Raw genomic sequence first — 16,233 nt, 5'->3', positions numbered from 1 at the left:
TCGGACGATACAAAGCCATACGCGCCCACAGAAACCGTTTCCTTTATGCTTTAGGTTTGCCTAAAGCGTTCCAATGAGCACTGGTACGCAGTCGCGCCGCGGGCAACCAGCCGAGACAGAGCCCACCCAGCGGCCAGAGATAGCGACTTGTGAAAGCTCCCCTGGAAAGACGGTGTTTCTCGAATCGGGGAACACCGATGGATGGATTTCGAGTGACGTGACCGTCGACGTTCGCCAGTAATCACCGCACAATGACAGACGAGCAAGACACCACCGAAGAAGCAGAAGAGACCGAACGAACCATCATCAGAAGCGGCCGTGAGTTCGAAAAAGAGTATCGACTCGATGCAACCGAGGCGGGAGAGTTCCTGATTCGATTGGGCGAGCAACTCCGCGACGACGACGAGCTTCGTATCGTCGACGAAAAGTGGGAACTGCCGTTCGCGTTCGGCGAGCCAATCGAACTCGAAATCGACTTCGACGGCGTTGACGACCCCGAACTCGAAATTGAACTGGAGCTCCCGGGACGAACTGACCAAAAAGGACCGGACATTCGATAGCCTCTCGACAGGCTCTCGTTACTTCGTTGCCGAGTCGAGGACGAGCGTGTCGTCTTCGAGGTAGTGGTCGATGACGTGCGCGTGTTCTTCGACTTCGATGATTTGCTCGCGGAGCATGTGCGCAGTCCCGTGGTCACCGAGTCCCTCCGCGAGTTCGATGTGCTCGCGGTAGCTCTCGATGATGTCGCCGTACATATCGAGGTCGTTCGAGAGCGACGTCCGAATGTCGTTCACGTCTTCGTCTTCAGGCTCGACGGTCGCGACGTCCGACAGCGTGGCCATGCTGGCGTTCGGAACACCGCCAAGTGCCTGCACGCGCTCGGCGATTTCGTCGGCCGCCTCCTCGACTTCCTCGTATGCCTCTTGGAGGAAGCGATGGATACCGAGGTGTTCTGCCCCCTCGACGTTCCAGTGATGCTTGTGTAGCTGGTGGTAGAGGACGTACGCGTCCGCGAGGTCCGTGTTCAGCGCGTCGATTATCTGCTCGGCTTTCTCCTCTTCGAGACGGAGCGGGTTTCCCCCGACTGTGCCTGCTTCTTGACGAACGTTCTTTTGCGTGCTCATGAGCATAGTATGCTACTTGTGAACACTTATAGATTCACAGTGGAGTAACGCATCCACCAGCGAAATCGACCAAACCGTGCGGTATGGCGGCGTCAAATTGACAAAACGATCGTTAGAAACCGCCCCGGCCGGGTTTTTGGGACCGCTGAACTAGTTCGTCGGCTTCGGAAGCTTGACGACGAAAATAGAACCGCGTGGTTCGTTGTCTTCGACCCATACGTCGCCGCCGTACTGGTTGACCAGTGTGTAGACGAGGTGGAGACCGACTCCTGTACCGGGACTTTTCGGTCCCATCCGTCCCTTCCCGAAGATTTCTTCTTTGCGCTCGTCGGGAACACCCGGGCCGTTGTCGGCCACCTCCACGACGACATCCGACTCGGTTTCGTGGAAATCGACGTGGACTTCGGGCTCCGCCGAGTCGTTGTGCCGGACTGCGTTGCTCAGAATATTGCCGAACACAGACGTCAATAACTCGTTGGCGCGGACCCGTATCACCGGGAGTTCGTCGACGACGAAGGTCGCGTCTTCGTACGCCGTTCGTTTCTTGTCGACCTCGGCTTTGATGGTCCGGCCGAGGTTGACGAACTCGAGGTCGATTTCGGTGTCGTCCTCCAGCGACTCGACGAAGTCGCGAGCGATAGCTGTGAGTTCGGCGATGTGGCTACTCGTGTCGTCGATGCGGTCCACAGTCGCCATCCCCGCCTCGTCGACGTGGTCTCTGACGATGTCAGCCCATCCCATCAGGAGCTGGACGTCGTTGTTGATGTCGTGGCGGACGATTCGATTGATCATCGAGAGTTTCTCGGTCTTCTGCTCTAACTCCTGCTCGTTGCGTTTTTGATGCGTTATCTCCCGCGTCACGAGCTGTACTGAATCGACCTCGCCTGCCGTCGAGAGTGGCACCGCGATATTGTGGAAGTGTCGCACGCCGATGCTATCCTGAAAGGTGACTGCACTCCCGGCGGTAATCGCACGCTTACTCTGTTTGAGTCGCGTGGCCGCAACGTCGTCTGGGATGAACTCCGACAACTGCTTGCCGACGAGCTCTTTTTGTGAGACGTCGAACGCAATCGCCATCGTCTCGTTTGCAGCGAGAATCTCACCCGTGAGGCTGATTTGGCCGATTTCGTCCGGGGTGTTGTCGACCAATCGTTCGTACTTTCGTTGCGTCCGGCGCTGCTCGACGACGTTTTGGATGCGATTGACGAGAAGTTCGAGCGGTTCGTCCTCCCGCACGGCCTGTTTCATCAGGTATTCGTCGATACCCATCCTGATTGCGCGACTCGCAATCTCCTCACCGCCTTCCCCAGTAAGGAGGATAAACGGGATGTCGTACTGCTCGTCGACCATCTCGTAGAGCTCTAACCCGTCCGTCTCGGGCATTCGGAAATCGCTCACGATACAGTCGACCGGTTTACGATTTAACTCCAACATCGCCTCGCCAGCGTTCGTCGCCATCGTTGTCGTCATCCCGTAATTCGACTCGAGTTTGTCGGCGAGAAGAGAGACGAAGAAGGCACTGTCATCGACAATAAGAATAGAGAGCGAGTCGTCGCGCGACATAGATGTGGAGTGGCGGATTCTCCATTATAACCCCTCGCCCCCGATATTCGATTCTGAGAATAGAACTGCTGCTTCCAAGCGATTAACCCATATAGATTCCACATATCGGTTAGACAGAAAACACTTACAACGTGGATTTGTACGGAGCCTCATGCCCGGCCCGGTCTTTTTGCGAGGCGAAGACGTGACGCTCCGGCCAATCGAACGTGACGACATCGAATTTATCCAGCGCGTTATGAACGACCCCGCAGTCTGGCGACCGGCGCTAGATATCAACCCCACGAACGACGCGCAAATCGAGGAATTCTACGACAGCGTCCTCTCTGGCACTGACGGAGTACACTGTCTCGTGTGCGCCGACGAGGAACCGGTCGGCGTCGTCTCGCTGACTGAGTCGCAGTACGGACCCGACGAGACGAGTCGAGCGCGGTCTATCGAACTGGCGTACTGGCTCGCACCCGAACACCACGGGCAGGGGTACGGGTCGGATGCCGCTCGGCAGATGGTGCAGTACGCGTTCGAAGACCGGAATCTGCGACGAGTGTACGCCCAAATCGGGAGCTTCAACGAAGCCTCGGCTGCCCTTCTGGAGTCACTCGGATTCGAGCACGAAGGAACGTTACGACAAGCCGCGTGGTACCGCGGTGACTATCACGACGTGCTTTGCTACGGCTTACTCCGAGACGAGTGGCAGCAGCAGTAGGTTGACGACCGAATCTCCCCGGTACTTCGTCGCTTCCGCTTCCCGAAGGGCGTCCGAACGGTCAGTTACAGGTCAGCGACGTCTTCGATAGCGTCGGTGAGTTCCTTGATGGACTTGACGGTGTGTTCGCCCATGTGACCGATGCGGAACGTCTTCTCGCCGAGCGTCGAACCGTAGCCGTTCGAGAAGACCATGTCGTACTTCTCGGAGACTTCTTCGATGGTGCCAGCCACGTCGATGCCCTGCGTGTTCTCGATACAGGCCACCGTCTGCGATTCGTAGCCCTCCTCGGGGAACATATCGAAGTGCTCGTACGCCCAGTTGCGAGTGTACTCGGCCATCTCTCGGTGGCGCTCGCTGCGCCCCTTGTGGCCCTCTTCGAGCATGTACTTCATCTGCTTTCGGTAGGCCAGCATGATGGGAATCGCCGGCGTGGAGTGTGTCTGGCCCTTCCGGTCGTAGTAGTCGATGCAGCGCTGGAAGCCACCGTACCACGACGCGGAATCCTTCTCGACTTCGCGCTGGTAGGCGTCCTCGCTGACGGTGCAAACCGCCAGTCCCGGCGGCATCGCGAACGCCTTCTGCGACGACGCGAAGAGCACGTCGATGTTGTGCTCGTCGATGTCGACGTAGTCGCCGCCGAGCGAGGAGACGGCGTCGACGACGAAGTACGTGTCTGGGTACTCCGCGACGACGTCACCGATTTCTTCGATTGGGTTTCGGACGCCGGTCGAACTCTCGTTCATCACCGTCGCGACCACGTCGTAGTGCTTGTCGCTCGACTCCAGTGTCTCGCGGATGTCTTCAGGCTTGATTGCCTGTCCCCACTCGTATTCGAGACGGTCGACGTTCTTGCCCAGTCGCTCGGCCACGTTGGCGTGGCGCTCGCTGAAACTCCCGCACGTCGGGACGAGGATGTTCTCGTCGACGAGGTTGAGCGTCGAAGCCTCCCAGAACTCGGTGCCAGAGCCGGTGAGGATGATGACGTCGTTGTCGGTGCCGAGGAACTCCTTCGTGTCCTCGACGATAGTCGTATAGAGGTCCGTCATCCGGTCCATTCGGTGGCCGAACATTGGTTCGGACATCGCCTCGATGACGTCGTCGCGAACCCCTGTCGGACCCGGGATATACAGCTTCTTTTCGGGATAGTCGCCCGTGTATTCGCGTTTCTCGGTCACATGAACCACCTAAGTACCGAGTACTGTGTAGCGGGATGGCATGGTAGTTTTGATTCCGACCATATACGGGTTGGCCGACAGCGGAGACACGCCGCGACTCGGGAGCGACCCCGCGAGGCGGACGTGCTTGAGGGAAACTCCCTGCCGCCTCCCACGATTTCCGTCACAACGTCTCGACGTAGGATTCGAGGACAGCGGCCTCTGCTTTCCGTATCAGTTCTCCCGCCGTACTCGTCGAGCAGTCGAGCGCGTCCGCGACGTCTGCAACTGACCCCTCTCGGGGACGTTCGTAATAGCCGACAGCGACCGCGACTTCGAGGGCGTCTTGTTGCCGAGGGGTGAGCTGTGAGGGCGACGTTCGACGCGCGAACTCGTGGACGCGTTCGATAGTCATGTCGCCGAGTTCGGAAAGGTCGTCGTGGAATGCACTGAGAGCCGTGGCTTCACCGACTGCTTCGAACCGGACCGTCCCGTCCGCACGGAAGACGACCGGCGGAAGGAAGATGACGTGCGACTCCGCGATTGTTTCCAGCAGGGCCGGAGCGAACTCGTAGCCGTCCTGCTGGAGGAACACGTAGGTCCCATCGACGTCCTCGACGAAGTGACTCGAACGGAGCGAGTCGATACTGGCGACGATTCGTTCGGTCGCGGTCCGGTCGCCGTCGCACCAGAATAGCGTCGTCGCGTCCGCCGTCGGACTCCACATCAGGAGCTCAGCCCGAGACGCACCCGTCTCGTCCATAAGCCGGTCGTGCAGCGGGTGGACGAATCGCTCGGGATACGTGACCGAAAACTGGATGTGTTTCATACCGAGGGTGGACATCGTTCTGTCTTCCATGGTATCAATCGGTCCGATGTGCGCTCGCCTCAGAGCGGCGGCGGTCGGACTCTCCGTCGTAGGTAGCGAGGGCTTTCGGCACACTCTGCAGGAGCGTTCGCAAGTGGTCGGCGTCGTCGACGACCGTCAACTGCGCAGTCGGCACGCGTTCGTGGACTGTTCGAACCCCCGCTATCGGGACGTTCGTATCGTCGTCTCCGTGCCAGAAGCACACCTCTGTCTCGATGTCGTCGAGCTGGATATCCCATTCTGTCGCGGTCGCTCGGAACTCGGTGACGGCACCGCGTCTGGAGGTGCGGAACGCCTCTACGAAATCTTCCTTCACGACCGTCGCGACAGCATCGGGAATCGGGTCTGCCGTCTCGGCAGTCTCACTCGTCGTGTACTGCGAGACGACGAACGACGGGTCGAATCGGTCTGCAAGCCACGCTTGACCGCGAAAGAGTCCACGAAGAATCGACGGTACAGCCGTCGCCAGTCCCCTGAGAACTCGCAGGGGAGCAGGCGTTTCCGAGCCGACTTCGGGAGGCGTCGCTCCGGCGACGACATCGACGCGAGAGACGCGTTCGGAGTGCGTCGCTGCGGTCGAAAGCGCGTACGGCGCACCGCCGGAGAAGGCGACGAGACCGGCTGACTCGACGCCAGCGTCGTCGAGGATGGCACTAACGAGGTGTCCGGCGTCTCCTATCGAGCAGTCCCACGGCGTCGAGTTCCCGTACCCGGGCCTATCGAACGCGAGCAGTCGCACGCCGTGTTCCGTCGCGGCGGTGTCGAACAGCGCTGCCAACAATCGCGAACCGGGAGTCCCGTGAAAGAACACGACCGGGACGCCGTCCGAGCACCCGTATTCGGTGTAGGCCACCTGCCGGTCGTCACCGACTGAAACGGTTTCGACGTGCGAACCGTCCCGATTCGTTCGCTCCCGAACCGACTCTGGAATCCGTGTCTCCATTCAGTGGGAGTTCTCGTCGCCGAAGGGTGTGACTGGTGCCGGACTCATCCGGCGGTATTTGTATCCGGGACTGGGTTTGGCTCGTAATCGACGCCGCCTCAGTCGTCCGCTTCCGCGGACTCTGCCCGCGGTATCGTCACGTCCGGGAGACCGGCCTCGATTTCGTCGCGCCGGTCCTCGAACTCACCCGGAAGGACGAGTCGCTCCCCGAGTTCGTCCAGCGGTTCGTCGCTCGTGTATCCCGGTCCGTTCGTGGCGAGTTCGAACAGCACACCGCCGAACTCTCGGAAGTACACCGAACGGAACCAGTGGCGGTTTATCTGGGTGGTCGGTCGCAGTCCCATCGACAGCACGGCGTTTCGAATCGACGCTTGGTCCTCGTCCGTGGGCGTCTGGAAGGCAACGTGGTGGACCGTCCCGCGGCCCTGCCGACTGCTCTCGATGGTCGGTAGCACGTCGACGTACTTCCCGACCGGACCCTGCGCGGCGAATCTCTGTCGCTCGTCGCCCTGGGCGTCGCCTTCCGACTGCTCGCTGGCGACTTCCTCGAAGCCCATCGTTTCGAGCAGGTTTATCGTCGGCTCGGGGTCTGCTTCCCAGAGTGTCACCGAGTGGAACCCGCGAATCGCAGCTTCCTCGGGGACGAATTCGGTCCACGGGACGGTCGGGTCGTCGTCGGGGATCTCGACTTCGACGAGTTCGACCGGAAGGCCGTCGGGGTCGCGGAAGGGAAGGACGGTCTCGCCGAATCGCTCGATTCGGTCGTCGTACTCGACGCCGTAGTCGTCGAATCGGTCTTCCCAGTAGTCGAGGCTCCCGTCGGGAACACGGAACGCAGTCCGCGAGACCTGTCCGGTGCCGACCGACCCACGCGGGAGGTCTTTCCATGGGAAGAACGTCATACTCGTTCCGGGCGTCCCCTCGGCGTCCGTGAAGAAGAAGTGGTACGCGCTGGGGTCGTCCTGATTGATAGAGCGCTTGGCGAGTCGGAGGCCGAGCGTCTCGACCCAGAAGCCGAGATTCTGCTGTGGGTCGCCCGCGATGCACGTCACGTGGTGAATCCCGGGACTGGGGGTAGGGTCTGTCATCGTCCAGAGTACGGGCTGAAATGACTTGAGTCTCTGCTGACGTGAGGGTTACCGGGTGACAGCGCGGACAGTCGGCTCGTGTGGCGGGGCGAGTCACCGCCGTGTGACGCCGAGAGCTATGAAGACCTCGCAGTCGGCGCTTGCAGTCCCCCGTAGTCGGTACTTGTAGCCCACCGCCGCCGGTACTCGACAGTCAGTCCGAAATCGAGATGCCGTGGCCCGGTCCCGACGGAATGACCTGCGGGCTGAACTCGGTCTCGACGACATCTTCGGCGAGGAGGAGGTTCCCATCGAGGTCGATGTAGTCGAACGACCCGACGCCGGAAACGAGGTGCGCGCTGGCGTGGATACCCACCGCGCTCTCCAACATACAGCCGACCATCAGTTCCAGATTCGCCGCCTCGGCGATTTCGGCGATGGCCGCCGCGTTCAGAAGCCCCGACTTGCCGAGTTTGACGTTGATGATGTCCGCCGCGTCTTCCCGAACGACGCGCATCGCATCGGCGGGTGAAAAGACCGCCTCGTCGGCCGCAACAGGGACGGAAACGCCCTCCCGAACCCGGGACAGACCCACGATATCGTCTTTCGACACCGGTTGTTCGAGGAGCGCGAGGCCGATGCCGCGCGACGTAACCCTGTCTACGAACCGTTCGGCTTCGACCGGTGTCCACCCTTGATTCGCGTCTACTTTGAGGGCCGCATCCGGCGCGGCTTCGTGAACGGCGGCGACCCGTTCGAGGTCTGCTTCGACCGTGTTCCCCGTCTTGATTTTGAGGTGGTCGAAGCCCGCGCTGGCCGCTTCCTCAGCCCGCTGAGCCGCCGTCTCCGGTGGAAGGATTGGTATCGTCACGTCGGTCTGCACCGGTTTAGGGCGCCCGCCGAACAGCTCCGCGAGTGGGATTCCCCGGTGACGACAGTACGCGTCGAGGATGGCCGTCTCGACGGCGAACAGCGCCGACACCATCCCCGGAAACGAGCGCCGGATGTCGCGGACCAGCGCCCGGTAGTTTCTGCTGTCGCGTCCTTCGACGATGTTCGCGGCGGCACGAGCGGTCGCGAGCGCGCTCTGCTGTGTCTCGCCAGTTACCGGCGGCATCGGCGACCCTTCTCCGTATCCGCGAACGCCCGATTCCGTCTCGACGGTCACGAGCACGTTTCTCGCCTGTTCGCGCGCGCCGAGACTGATTTCGAACGGGTGTTCGAGCGGGAGGTCGTGGGCGTTCGCGGAGAGTTTCGTAATGACGGTCATAGTGCGTCCTGAACTGCGCTGAGAAGTTTTTCCGGTCCGTCGTGGGCGTAGACGTTCGCCGCCGGGAGGTCGTACAGGTCCGGTGCGTCGGCCTCGTCGGCCCACGTCGAGACCGCGGCGACCGTGGTGTCGGAGAGCGCTTCGATAGCACGCTGCTCGGCAGCCGCACCAGCGACCGACAACCGCTCGAAGTGCGTCCGTGTCTCCCTGCTCGGGTCGTCGACGAGGACGACCGCATCCGGCGCGGCACCGTGCAGGAGTGACAGCGTCACTCCCGCGTACGCGTGATGCCTGAGCGCTGCCTGTCCCTCGACGAAGACGTACTCGTGGTCTTCCGCGACGGCGCAGACGAGGTCTTCGACGACCCCGGAGGCGAAGTCCGCAGGGACGCGGTCGATGACGACGCCGCGGTCGGCCCCAATCATGAGTCCGGTTTGCCCGGTTGCGACCCACCCAGCGTCGAGTCCGGCACGGCGTGCGGCCCGATACAGTTCGAACGTCGTGGTTCGCTTCCCGACGGCGCAGTCGGTTCCCATCGTCAACACGACGGCCGCATCCACGTCCAGTGAACGCCCGTCAGCCACCCGAAGGTCGGCTGTCTCCGGCGGCTTCCGAACGTCGAACAACTCGACGTCACAGTCGTCTGCGAGGGCGCGCCACTCCTCGTCCTCCGAGAGGAAGACGTGGAGGCCCGAAACCACGTCGCAGCCTGCTCGCATCGCCTGCTCGATGTCTTCGACCCACGAATCCGGAAGGTCACCGCCCGCGGGAGCCACGCCGATGACGAGCGCCTCAGCCTCGGGAGCCGCTTCGAGCGCATCGTCCATGCTGTCGACGACAGGCACGTCCGAGACGTCGTCCCTATCGAGAACTGCGCCTGCGTCCGATGCCGCACAGGTCGAGTCGATGACCGCGTGGGCGTCGAAGACGTCGCTGTGCGCGACGACGCCGTTCGCTGTTTTGCCGCCGGTACGACCGAATTCGCCTTCGGCGAGGACGATACTCGGGGTGTTGTGCTCGAACGCTTCGGAGAGGTGCATACAGGAAGACACCCGGAGTCGGCTAAAGTACCAGAACCACACATGTCCGGTCCCACGTAGTAGTACGACCAGTCACGAATACCAGGGTGAACACGCCGGACGCCGCTGTCCGAAACAGTCTCCACGGCCAGCGTGGAACTACTCGATACTCGACCAAACGGAGCAACACACGCGATGTCACTCGACGCTGACGACGACCAGTCGAACCACGTAGAAAGCGACGACCAGCCGGACCTCCCAGAAGGCGACGGCCCGGACCGTCCAGAGGGTGACCAAACAGACACATCCGAAGGCGACGCCCGCGGGGGCTACCGCCTCGTCCTCAAACTGACCCACCCCAACTGCTGGATGAACGAGGTGACCGCCGAGACGGACGCGCGGTTGCTGGTCAACGAGACGTATCTCGTCGAGGGACAGGTGAAGACGCACGTCGTGGGCTACGCGGAATCATCGGCAGCGCTGGACGACCTCGTCCGCGCGACGAACGCGTCCGAACACACCGCGTCCGTGACCGAGATGTACAGCCGGCGCGAGTTCGGCAGTGACTCCGTCCTCTCAAACAAGGCCCACAGAAGTCTGCTCGTCGAGTACGAACCGGAGGGCAGCATCTACGACGCGCTCGTCTCACGGGGGTTCCTACCGCAAGAGCCGGTTCGAATCAGAGACGGGTGGGAGTACTGGACTGTCGCTGTCGACGACCCGCGCTCGAAGATACAGGAGCGACTGGACGCGGTCTGCGAGGAGAAAGACGCAGTCATCGAGATTCGAACAATTTCGAGTCGGGGACGCACCGATTCCCCAAGCGTGAACGTCGAACTCCTGACGGACCGCCAACGAGAGGTGTTCGAACACGCCCGAGAACACGGGTATTACTCCGTTCCACGGGCGGTATCCGGCAGCGACCTCGCCGACGAACTCGGTATCTCGAAGACGACGCTCCACGAGCATCTTCGGAAAGTCGAGGCGACGCTCCTCGGGGGCGACTGACCCGGCATACAAATTCCTGCTGTCAGCGATACTGTCTCACCAAGCTACCGTTTCGTCGCCTGTACGACCGTCTGCCCCGGTCCAGCACGTCGAATTGCGGTCCGACGTACGTCGTCGAAGCCTGCCTCACGAAGCCACTTGCGGACCGCTTCGTACGGGTGGATAGTCGCGTCCAACGTGACTAGATACGTCAGCCCGACGAACCCGTGTCCCGTCTTTCCGACTGGCATTCTCGCGGTGCCCGCCAGTTGGTCGAGCACGACGAGTTGGCCACCGGGACGGAGCGAGTCGCCGACGCGTTCGAACAACCGCCTGTTTTCCGCGTCGTCGTGGGCGTGGATGACGTTGAACACGAGCACAACGTCGTGTTCAGCGCCGAGGTCGTCTTCCCAGTAGTCGCCGCCAGCAACCTCGACGCGGTCTTCGAGGCCCGCCGCTGTAATCTCTTCTCGGGCGACATCCAGTGCCTCGGGGTAGTCGAAGACGACGGCTGAAAGATTCGGGTGCCGCCGACACAGTTCAATCGCGTACAGGCCGTGCCCGCCGCCAACGTCGAGGAGGCGGGTCGCGCCGTCAGGGATGTCGACGGCGTCGGCTACCTCGCCGCCGACGACACTCGCTGCCGCGCGGAATCCCTTCTGGGCAGTCTCCCAGCGCGTCGGCTCTTCGTCGAACCACTCGTAAATCGTCTGCGGTGGGTGGCCCTCGCGGACGACCGTCTCGAAGTTGTCCTCCCAAAACGGGAAGACGAGTTCGTCCCAGAATGTGAGCCACGGGGCCATGTTCGTCTCCGACGCCGTGAGCAGCCACTTCGTCGTCATCCGGGTATTCCGGTATCGGCCTCCGTTTTTGGTGACGTACCCCTGTGCGTCGAGGAACGTCAACAGCACCTCGATGGCGTTTGCGTCCGCATCGAGTCGGTCGGCGAGCTCGGTCGCAGACAGTGGCGCTCCCGCTGACGCGAGTTCGTCGAAAAGACCGATATCGAGCGCGAGCACCACCGCTTCGAACGTCGACGCGCCAAATAGGTCCAAGATTGGTGCAGGTCCCTTGTCGAGCCGGAGCAACAGCAGGCGTTCGAGGAAATTTGGATTGACTGGCATTGTGTTCCTCGTGTCAGAGGACGTCTCCCGCTGCGGTTGCATCTCCCGTCGCACCCGTTACCTCGTGCGCGAACTCCCGCACCTCCGCGGTGAAGAACGCCGGGTTGTCGATGTTCGAGGCGTGGCCCGCATCGGGGACGACAGTCACTGCTACGTCGGCGTTCGTGAGTGACTCGGCGAGGCGCGTGTGCATGGTCCGGAATGCCTTCGGCGCGTGTTCACCGTACAGCAGCAACACCGGCACGTCGATTTCAGACCCGTCGAAGTCGCTCTCTGGGAACCGCGCCATCGCCCTGGCAATCTTGGCGAATTCGGCGTGTGAAATCCGCGGCGCGTCTTCGACGAGTCGCTGAATTCTGTCGGCGTCGGTCGCAATACCCGGCGAGAGGAGGTTGCCGACCCGGAGTTGGATTTTGTTCAGCGTCGGGTATCTGATGACGCGGTCGAGCAGGGCGAAGAACCGCAGGTTCGAGAAGATGAGTCGCCCGGACAGTGGAAGCGGGGCGGCGGTGAACGTGTCCGAGAGGACAAGCCCGGCGACCCTATCGGGATGGGCGGCCGCGTACACCTGCGCGATACAGCCCCCCATCGAAAGCCCGCAGAGAATCGGATTTTCGATGTCCAGTTCCGACAGGAGCGCCCCGAGGTCCGCGGCATACAGGTCCATCGAGTACGGGTCGCGGTCGGAACCGCCGGTGTGTCCGTGACCGCGCACGTCGTAGGTGATGGTCGTGAATTCGTCACTGAGCGTATCTACCTGCGGTCCCCACTCGGTCGTGCTCATGAACATTCCGTGGATGAACACGATTGGCGGGCCGTCGCCGCGCCGCTCGTAGTACGTCTCGATATCTCCGGTCTGGACCGTGTCGGTTGTTGTGTCGCCTCCAGCGACCGACCCACCGGTCGTTGGCTCCCCACCCTCACCACGAACCATGCGAGAGATACGCTCACTGTGAACAAAACGGTGTCTCTCGATACGACCCCGGACAGGGAGTCACCCGTCTGCAAGTAGTTCGGAGTCCGCCCTGACAGATTCGTAGACGCGTTCGGCCCACTCGCGGGCGACAGGTGACTCGGTATCGACGAACACTCGCATGAGTCCGGTCGTCTCGTCGTAGCCACCGATGCCAACTCGCTTGTCGAAGAGGGCGAGACCGTACGGGAGGTCGTCCCGCGTCCGCAGTGTCAGGTGGCCGCTCTCGACTGCCGCCCGAGCCTGTTCGGGGTACGTCTCGAAGAGTTTGTCCGCGATGTGCGGGAGGTAGATAATCTCCGTCTCGGTGGTCTCGAAGACGTGTTGGTGGAACCCACCGAGAACGAGCGGGGCCATGTGCGTCGTGTTGAACCCCCGGAACGTCTCTGAGGAGCGGACGAGCGAGATGAATCGCTCGACGGGGCGGTAGGGGTCGTCAGGCGCTGCGACAGTGACTGTCGCGTCGACGAACGGTTCGACGACGAACTCCTGGTGGTCCTCGCAGACGGCTTCCAAGAGCGGTGTGAGTCGCCGTGCAGTCCCGACGTTGGCCTCGAATCGAAGCACTTCTTCCGCGATAATCTGTCCGAGTCCAGTCAGTCGGAAGCGACTGTCTACTTTCTCGACGAACCCCTGCTGGTCGAGCCACTGCGTGAACCGGTGGCTCGTCGCCTTCGACACGTCGAGGCGAGACTCGATTTCTCTCCTGTCGAGCGGGCCGTCGAGAAGCGCTTCGAGGACCGGCCCGTGACGGACGATGTCGCCGAGCACGTCCGTCTCGATGCGCTCGTTCGCCTGCGCGAGTCGCCGGCCGAGATATCGGCGGTTGCGCGCGTTCTCTAAGATAGCCTCTAAGAGCGGTGTCCCCGGTTCTGGAGGACCCTCGCGGCTGGTCTCGTGGCTTGTCTCGCGACTGTGCTCGTCCGAAGCCATGTTTCTTGCTAGCAATAGACGAGAGGTGCGATAGTAACGTTACCCCGTTCAAACCCAGCGCGTGTGCTTGGGGCCTCAACCCAGTGCGTGTGCTTCGAATCTCAACTCAGCCAGTCGTGCTTCGAGCTTGATTCCCCACCGTTTCGTCGCGTGAGACACGGTTCAGTCTCTGAAACGCGGGGCAGCGAGTGAGGCTAACCGAGAGACAGACGTATGCTAATACATGTCTATACCCGACATCGACGACACGGCGAGAGAGAAGTTTATCGAGGGCTTCCACGGGCACATAATTCGCCCTAGCTCCGGCGAGTACGACGACGCACGGGCGGTGTGGAACGGGATGATAGACCGACATCCGGGCCTCATCGCCCGGTGTTCGGGTGTCGCGGACGTTGTCAGAGCAGTGGATTTCGGCCGCGAGAACGACCTCCTCGTCTCGGTCAGAGGCGGCGGCCACAACGTCGCGGGAAGCGCCGTCTGCGACGACGGACTCGTCATCGACCTCTCGGAGATGACGAGTGTCCGCGTCGACCCAGACGCTCGAACCGCGTGGGTCGAGGCCGGTGCGACGTGGGCCGACGTGGACCACGAGACGCAGGCGTTCGACCTCGCAGCACCCGGTGGCGTCGTCTCGGACACCGGCGTCGCGGGGCTGACTCTCGGAGGCGGCATCGGCCACCTCCGCCGGAAGTACGGACTCAGTTGTGACGCGTTGCGGTCGGTCGAACTCGTCACCGCATCCGGCGAGTTCGTGACCGCGAGCGAAGACGAACACGCCGAGTTGTTCTGGGGGATCAGAGGCGGGGGCGGCAATTTCGGCGTCGTCACGGCGTTCGAGTTCGACCTCTTTCCCGTCGGCCCGGAAGTCGCGATGTGCCTCGTCTTCTACTCGGCAGACGAGTTCGAATCGACGATGGGTGCCTACCGCGAATACTGCGCGTCAGCCCCCGACGAAGTGAGTTCCCTGACGTTCTCGGGCGTGATGCCCGACGAGGAACTCTTCTCTGGTGACGCTCTCGACGAGCAGAAAATCGGGGTGCTCGGGTGCTACGCCGGTCCTCCGGCGGAGGGGATGGCCGCGCTCGAACCACTTCGAACGCTCGCCGAGCCACTGGCCGACTTCAGCGGCGTGTTGCCCTACGTCGAACTCCAGCGACTCCTCGACGAAGACTACCCCGACGGAATGCGCTACTACTGGAAGTCGCTGTACCTCGATGGGCTCTCAGACAGCGTACTCGACCGACTGGCGTACTGGGTCGACGCCGCGCCATCTCCGCTTTCGACGGTCGATATCTGGCATCTGGGTGGGGCGATTAGCGACGTGGATAACGACGAGAACGCGTTCGCCGGGCGACACGCACCGTATCTTCTGGGTGTCGAGGCAAACTGGGAAGCCCCCGAAATGGACGACGAGAACGTCGCGTGGGCCCGCGACTGCCTCGACGATATGCGGCAGTTCTCCGACGGGTCGGTCTACCTCAACTTCCCCGGCTTTCTGGAGGAGGGAGACGACATGTTGCAGACCACGTTCGGCCCGACCTACGAACGACTGGTCGCGCTGAAAGACGAGTACGACCCGACGAACCTGTTCCGAATGAACCAGAACGTGGCTCCCTCGTCGTAGTCGTCGCCCGTCCAACAGGGGCGGCTATACCCGCCGAAGGAACGCCCGCAACTCCGCGAGTCCGGCATCGTACTGGTCGCGGAAGATGCAGTGCCCGGCGTCGGGGACGTGGACGAGTCGGCCGTCGGCCAACTGGTCGGCCGTGTCGAGGTGCGCTGCTCGCGTCTCCGGGTCGGCGTCCGCTTTCAACACGAGCGTCGGGGCGGTGATATCGGGGAATATCTCGGCTGCGCCCCCGAATCCTGCACGCGTAATCTCTGCAATTTCCGGACGGCACTCGGTTCGGGCGACAGCGAGGCGTCGGGCGAGTTCCGGTCGGTCGTCTCGGTACTCGTCGGCGATGGTGTCGACACCCTTTTCAGACCACTCTCGAACCGTGTTTCGGACCTCAGCCGCCCGCTCGTCGGGGCCACTCTCTGGGATGTCGAGCATGCAAGCAGGGTCTTCGAGCACGACTGCACGTGGGAGGTTAGGGTGCATGGCGGCGGCCAACGCCACAGTCGATCCACCCATCGAATGGCCGAGCAAAATCGGGTCCGAGAGGTCGAGAGCGTCGAGCAACCCCACGAGGTCGGCAACCCTGTCGCTGGGTTCGTACCCGGTTTCGGGCGCGTCCGAAGCGCCGTGGGCGCGGGCGTCGTAAGTCACGACGTCGTAGTCGTCTGCGAGGTCCTCGACGAGTGGTTCCCAACATCGCCCGTTGTCGGTGAAGCCGTGTGCCATCACCAACGGCGGTCCCTCGCCGGTTCGGTAGTACTGCAACGAGACGCCGTCGACGTCGACAGAGTCTGTTTGCCAATCGGCAGGAAGGTTCATTGGCAGAATTGGCGAGCAGTCGGGGAAAAATCTCCCGCTCCGTTCGAGTCTGCAGTTCTGGC

The 16,233-nt window shown here is 62.1% G+C and carries 17 protein-coding genes; 5 read left to right on the top strand and 12 right to left on the bottom strand.

The window, feature by feature from the left end:
• Nucleotides 1-73: 73 nt before the first annotated feature.
• Entirely contained in the window at nt 74-241 is a 168-nt protein-coding gene (locus tag C453_RS20460; protein ID WP_169316552.1) for a hypothetical protein, read from the top strand.
• Nucleotides 242-251: 10 nt separating this feature from the next.
• On the top strand, nt 252-560 hold the full coding sequence (locus C453_RS14250; RefSeq protein WP_008325426.1) for an amphi-Trp domain-containing protein: 309 nt from the start codon (nt 252-254) through the stop codon (nt 558-560).
• A gap of 18 nt (nt 561-578) precedes the next feature.
• On the opposite strand, the gene dpsA is transcribed toward C453_RS14250, so the two are convergent.
• Together dpsA and C453_RS14240 are read right to left on the bottom strand one after the other, a co-directional pair.
• Nucleotides 579-1,124, bottom strand: coding sequence for a DNA starvation/stationary phase protection protein DpsA (gene dpsA, locus C453_RS14245; RefSeq protein WP_008325425.1), 546 nt, complete (start codon nt 1,122-1,124; stop codon nt 579-581).
• 150 nt (nt 1,125-1,274) lie between these two features.
• On the bottom strand, nt 1,275-2,687 hold the full coding sequence (locus C453_RS14240; RefSeq protein ID WP_008325424.1) for an ATP-binding protein: 1,413 nt from the start codon (nt 2,685-2,687) through the stop codon (nt 1,275-1,277).
• A 151-nt stretch (nt 2,688-2,838) separates the two neighbouring features.
• Here C453_RS14240 and C453_RS14235 point away from each other — a divergent pair, with 151 nt between their 5' ends.
• Nucleotides 2,839-3,390: a GNAT family N-acetyltransferase gene (locus C453_RS14235; RefSeq protein ID WP_008325423.1), complete on the top strand. Its 552-nt coding sequence runs from the start codon at nt 2,839-2,841 to the stop codon at nt 3,388-3,390.
• Between the two features lie 65 nt (nt 3,391-3,455).
• On the opposite strand, the gene C453_RS14230 is transcribed toward C453_RS14235, so the two are convergent.
• The 6 genes from C453_RS14230 to C453_RS14205 all read right to left on the bottom strand — a co-directional run bounded on the left by C453_RS14230 (nt 3,456) and on the right by C453_RS14205 (nt 9,735).
• On the bottom strand, nt 3,456-4,568 hold the full coding sequence (locus C453_RS14230; RefSeq protein ID WP_008325421.1) for a pyridoxal-phosphate-dependent aminotransferase family protein: 1,113 nt from the start codon (nt 4,566-4,568) through the stop codon (nt 3,456-3,458).
• A 163-nt stretch (nt 4,569-4,731) separates the two neighbouring features.
• Nucleotides 4,732-5,376, bottom strand: a complete 645-nt coding sequence (locus C453_RS14225; RefSeq protein WP_049907709.1) for a helix-turn-helix domain-containing protein — start codon at nt 5,374-5,376, stop codon at nt 4,732-4,734.
• A gap of 34 nt (nt 5,377-5,410) precedes the next feature.
• Entirely contained in the window at nt 5,411-6,358 is a 948-nt protein-coding gene (locus tag C453_RS14220) for an alpha/beta fold hydrolase (RefSeq protein WP_008325418.1), read from the bottom strand.
• 98 nt (nt 6,359-6,456) lie between these two features.
• On the bottom strand, nt 6,457-7,446 hold the full coding sequence (locus C453_RS14215; protein WP_008325417.1) for a ring-cleaving dioxygenase: 990 nt from the start codon (nt 7,444-7,446) through the stop codon (nt 6,457-6,459).
• Nucleotides 7,447-7,639: 193 nt separating this feature from the next.
• Nucleotides 7,640-8,695 carry a dipeptide epimerase gene (locus C453_RS14210; RefSeq protein WP_008325416.1) on the bottom strand — a complete coding sequence of 352 codons (1,056 nt, stop codon included), beginning with the start codon at nt 8,693-8,695 and terminating at the stop codon, nt 7,640-7,642.
• Nucleotides 8,692-9,735: a DUF1611 domain-containing protein gene (locus tag C453_RS14205; RefSeq protein WP_008325414.1), complete on the bottom strand. Its 1,044-nt coding sequence runs from the start codon at nt 9,733-9,735 to the stop codon at nt 8,692-8,694. The genes C453_RS14210 and C453_RS14205 overlap by 4 nt, the downstream gene beginning before the upstream one ends.
• A gap of 174 nt (nt 9,736-9,909) precedes the next feature.
• Between C453_RS14205 and C453_RS14200 the strand changes: the two genes are divergently transcribed.
• Nucleotides 9,910-10,722, top strand: a complete 813-nt coding sequence (locus tag C453_RS14200) for a helix-turn-helix domain-containing protein (protein WP_008325412.1) — start codon at nt 9,910-9,912, stop codon at nt 10,720-10,722.
• A gap of 44 nt (nt 10,723-10,766) precedes the next feature.
• Here the strand turns inward: C453_RS14200 and C453_RS14195 are convergent, their stop codons facing one another.
• Genes C453_RS14195 through C453_RS14185 form a run of 3 tightly spaced genes read right to left on the bottom strand, consistent with a single transcriptional unit; the run spans nt 10,767 to nt 13,731 of the window.
• Complete coding sequence (locus tag C453_RS14195; RefSeq protein WP_008325411.1) at nt 10,767-11,825, bottom strand: methyltransferase; 1,059 nt, start codon at nt 11,823-11,825, stop codon at nt 10,767-10,769.
• A 13-nt stretch (nt 11,826-11,838) separates the two neighbouring features.
• Entirely contained in the window at nt 11,839-12,759 is a 921-nt protein-coding gene (locus tag C453_RS14190; RefSeq protein ID WP_008325409.1) for an alpha/beta fold hydrolase, read from the bottom strand.
• 60 nt (nt 12,760-12,819) lie between these two features.
• The gene (locus C453_RS14185) at nt 12,820-13,731 is read right to left on the bottom strand and encodes a helix-turn-helix transcriptional regulator (RefSeq protein ID WP_008325407.1); all 912 of its coding nucleotides are present in this window, start codon (nt 13,729-13,731) and stop codon (nt 12,820-12,822) included.
• A gap of 223 nt (nt 13,732-13,954) precedes the next feature.
• On the opposite strand from C453_RS14185, the gene C453_RS14180 reads away from it, so the two are divergent.
• Nucleotides 13,955-15,355 (top strand): FAD-binding oxidoreductase, encoded by a 1,401-nt coding sequence (locus C453_RS14180; RefSeq protein ID WP_008325405.1) that lies wholly within the window; start codon nt 13,955-13,957, stop codon nt 15,353-15,355.
• A 24-nt stretch (nt 15,356-15,379) separates the two neighbouring features.
• Here C453_RS14180 and C453_RS14175 read toward each other — a convergent pair whose 3' ends face one another.
• Nucleotides 15,380-16,171 carry an alpha/beta fold hydrolase gene (locus C453_RS14175; RefSeq protein WP_008325403.1) on the bottom strand — a complete coding sequence of 264 codons (792 nt, stop codon included), beginning with the start codon at nt 16,169-16,171 and terminating at the stop codon, nt 15,380-15,382.
• Nucleotides 16,172-16,233: the final 62 nt, after the last annotated feature.

This window comes from Haloferax elongans ATCC BAA-1513 (assembly GCF_000336755.1).
GTDB lineage: Archaea > Halobacteriota > Halobacteria > Halobacteriales > Haloferacaceae > Haloferax > Haloferax elongans.
Note: the sequence above shows the minus strand (reverse complement) of the source record. Positions and strands in the feature narration are given on the sequence as shown.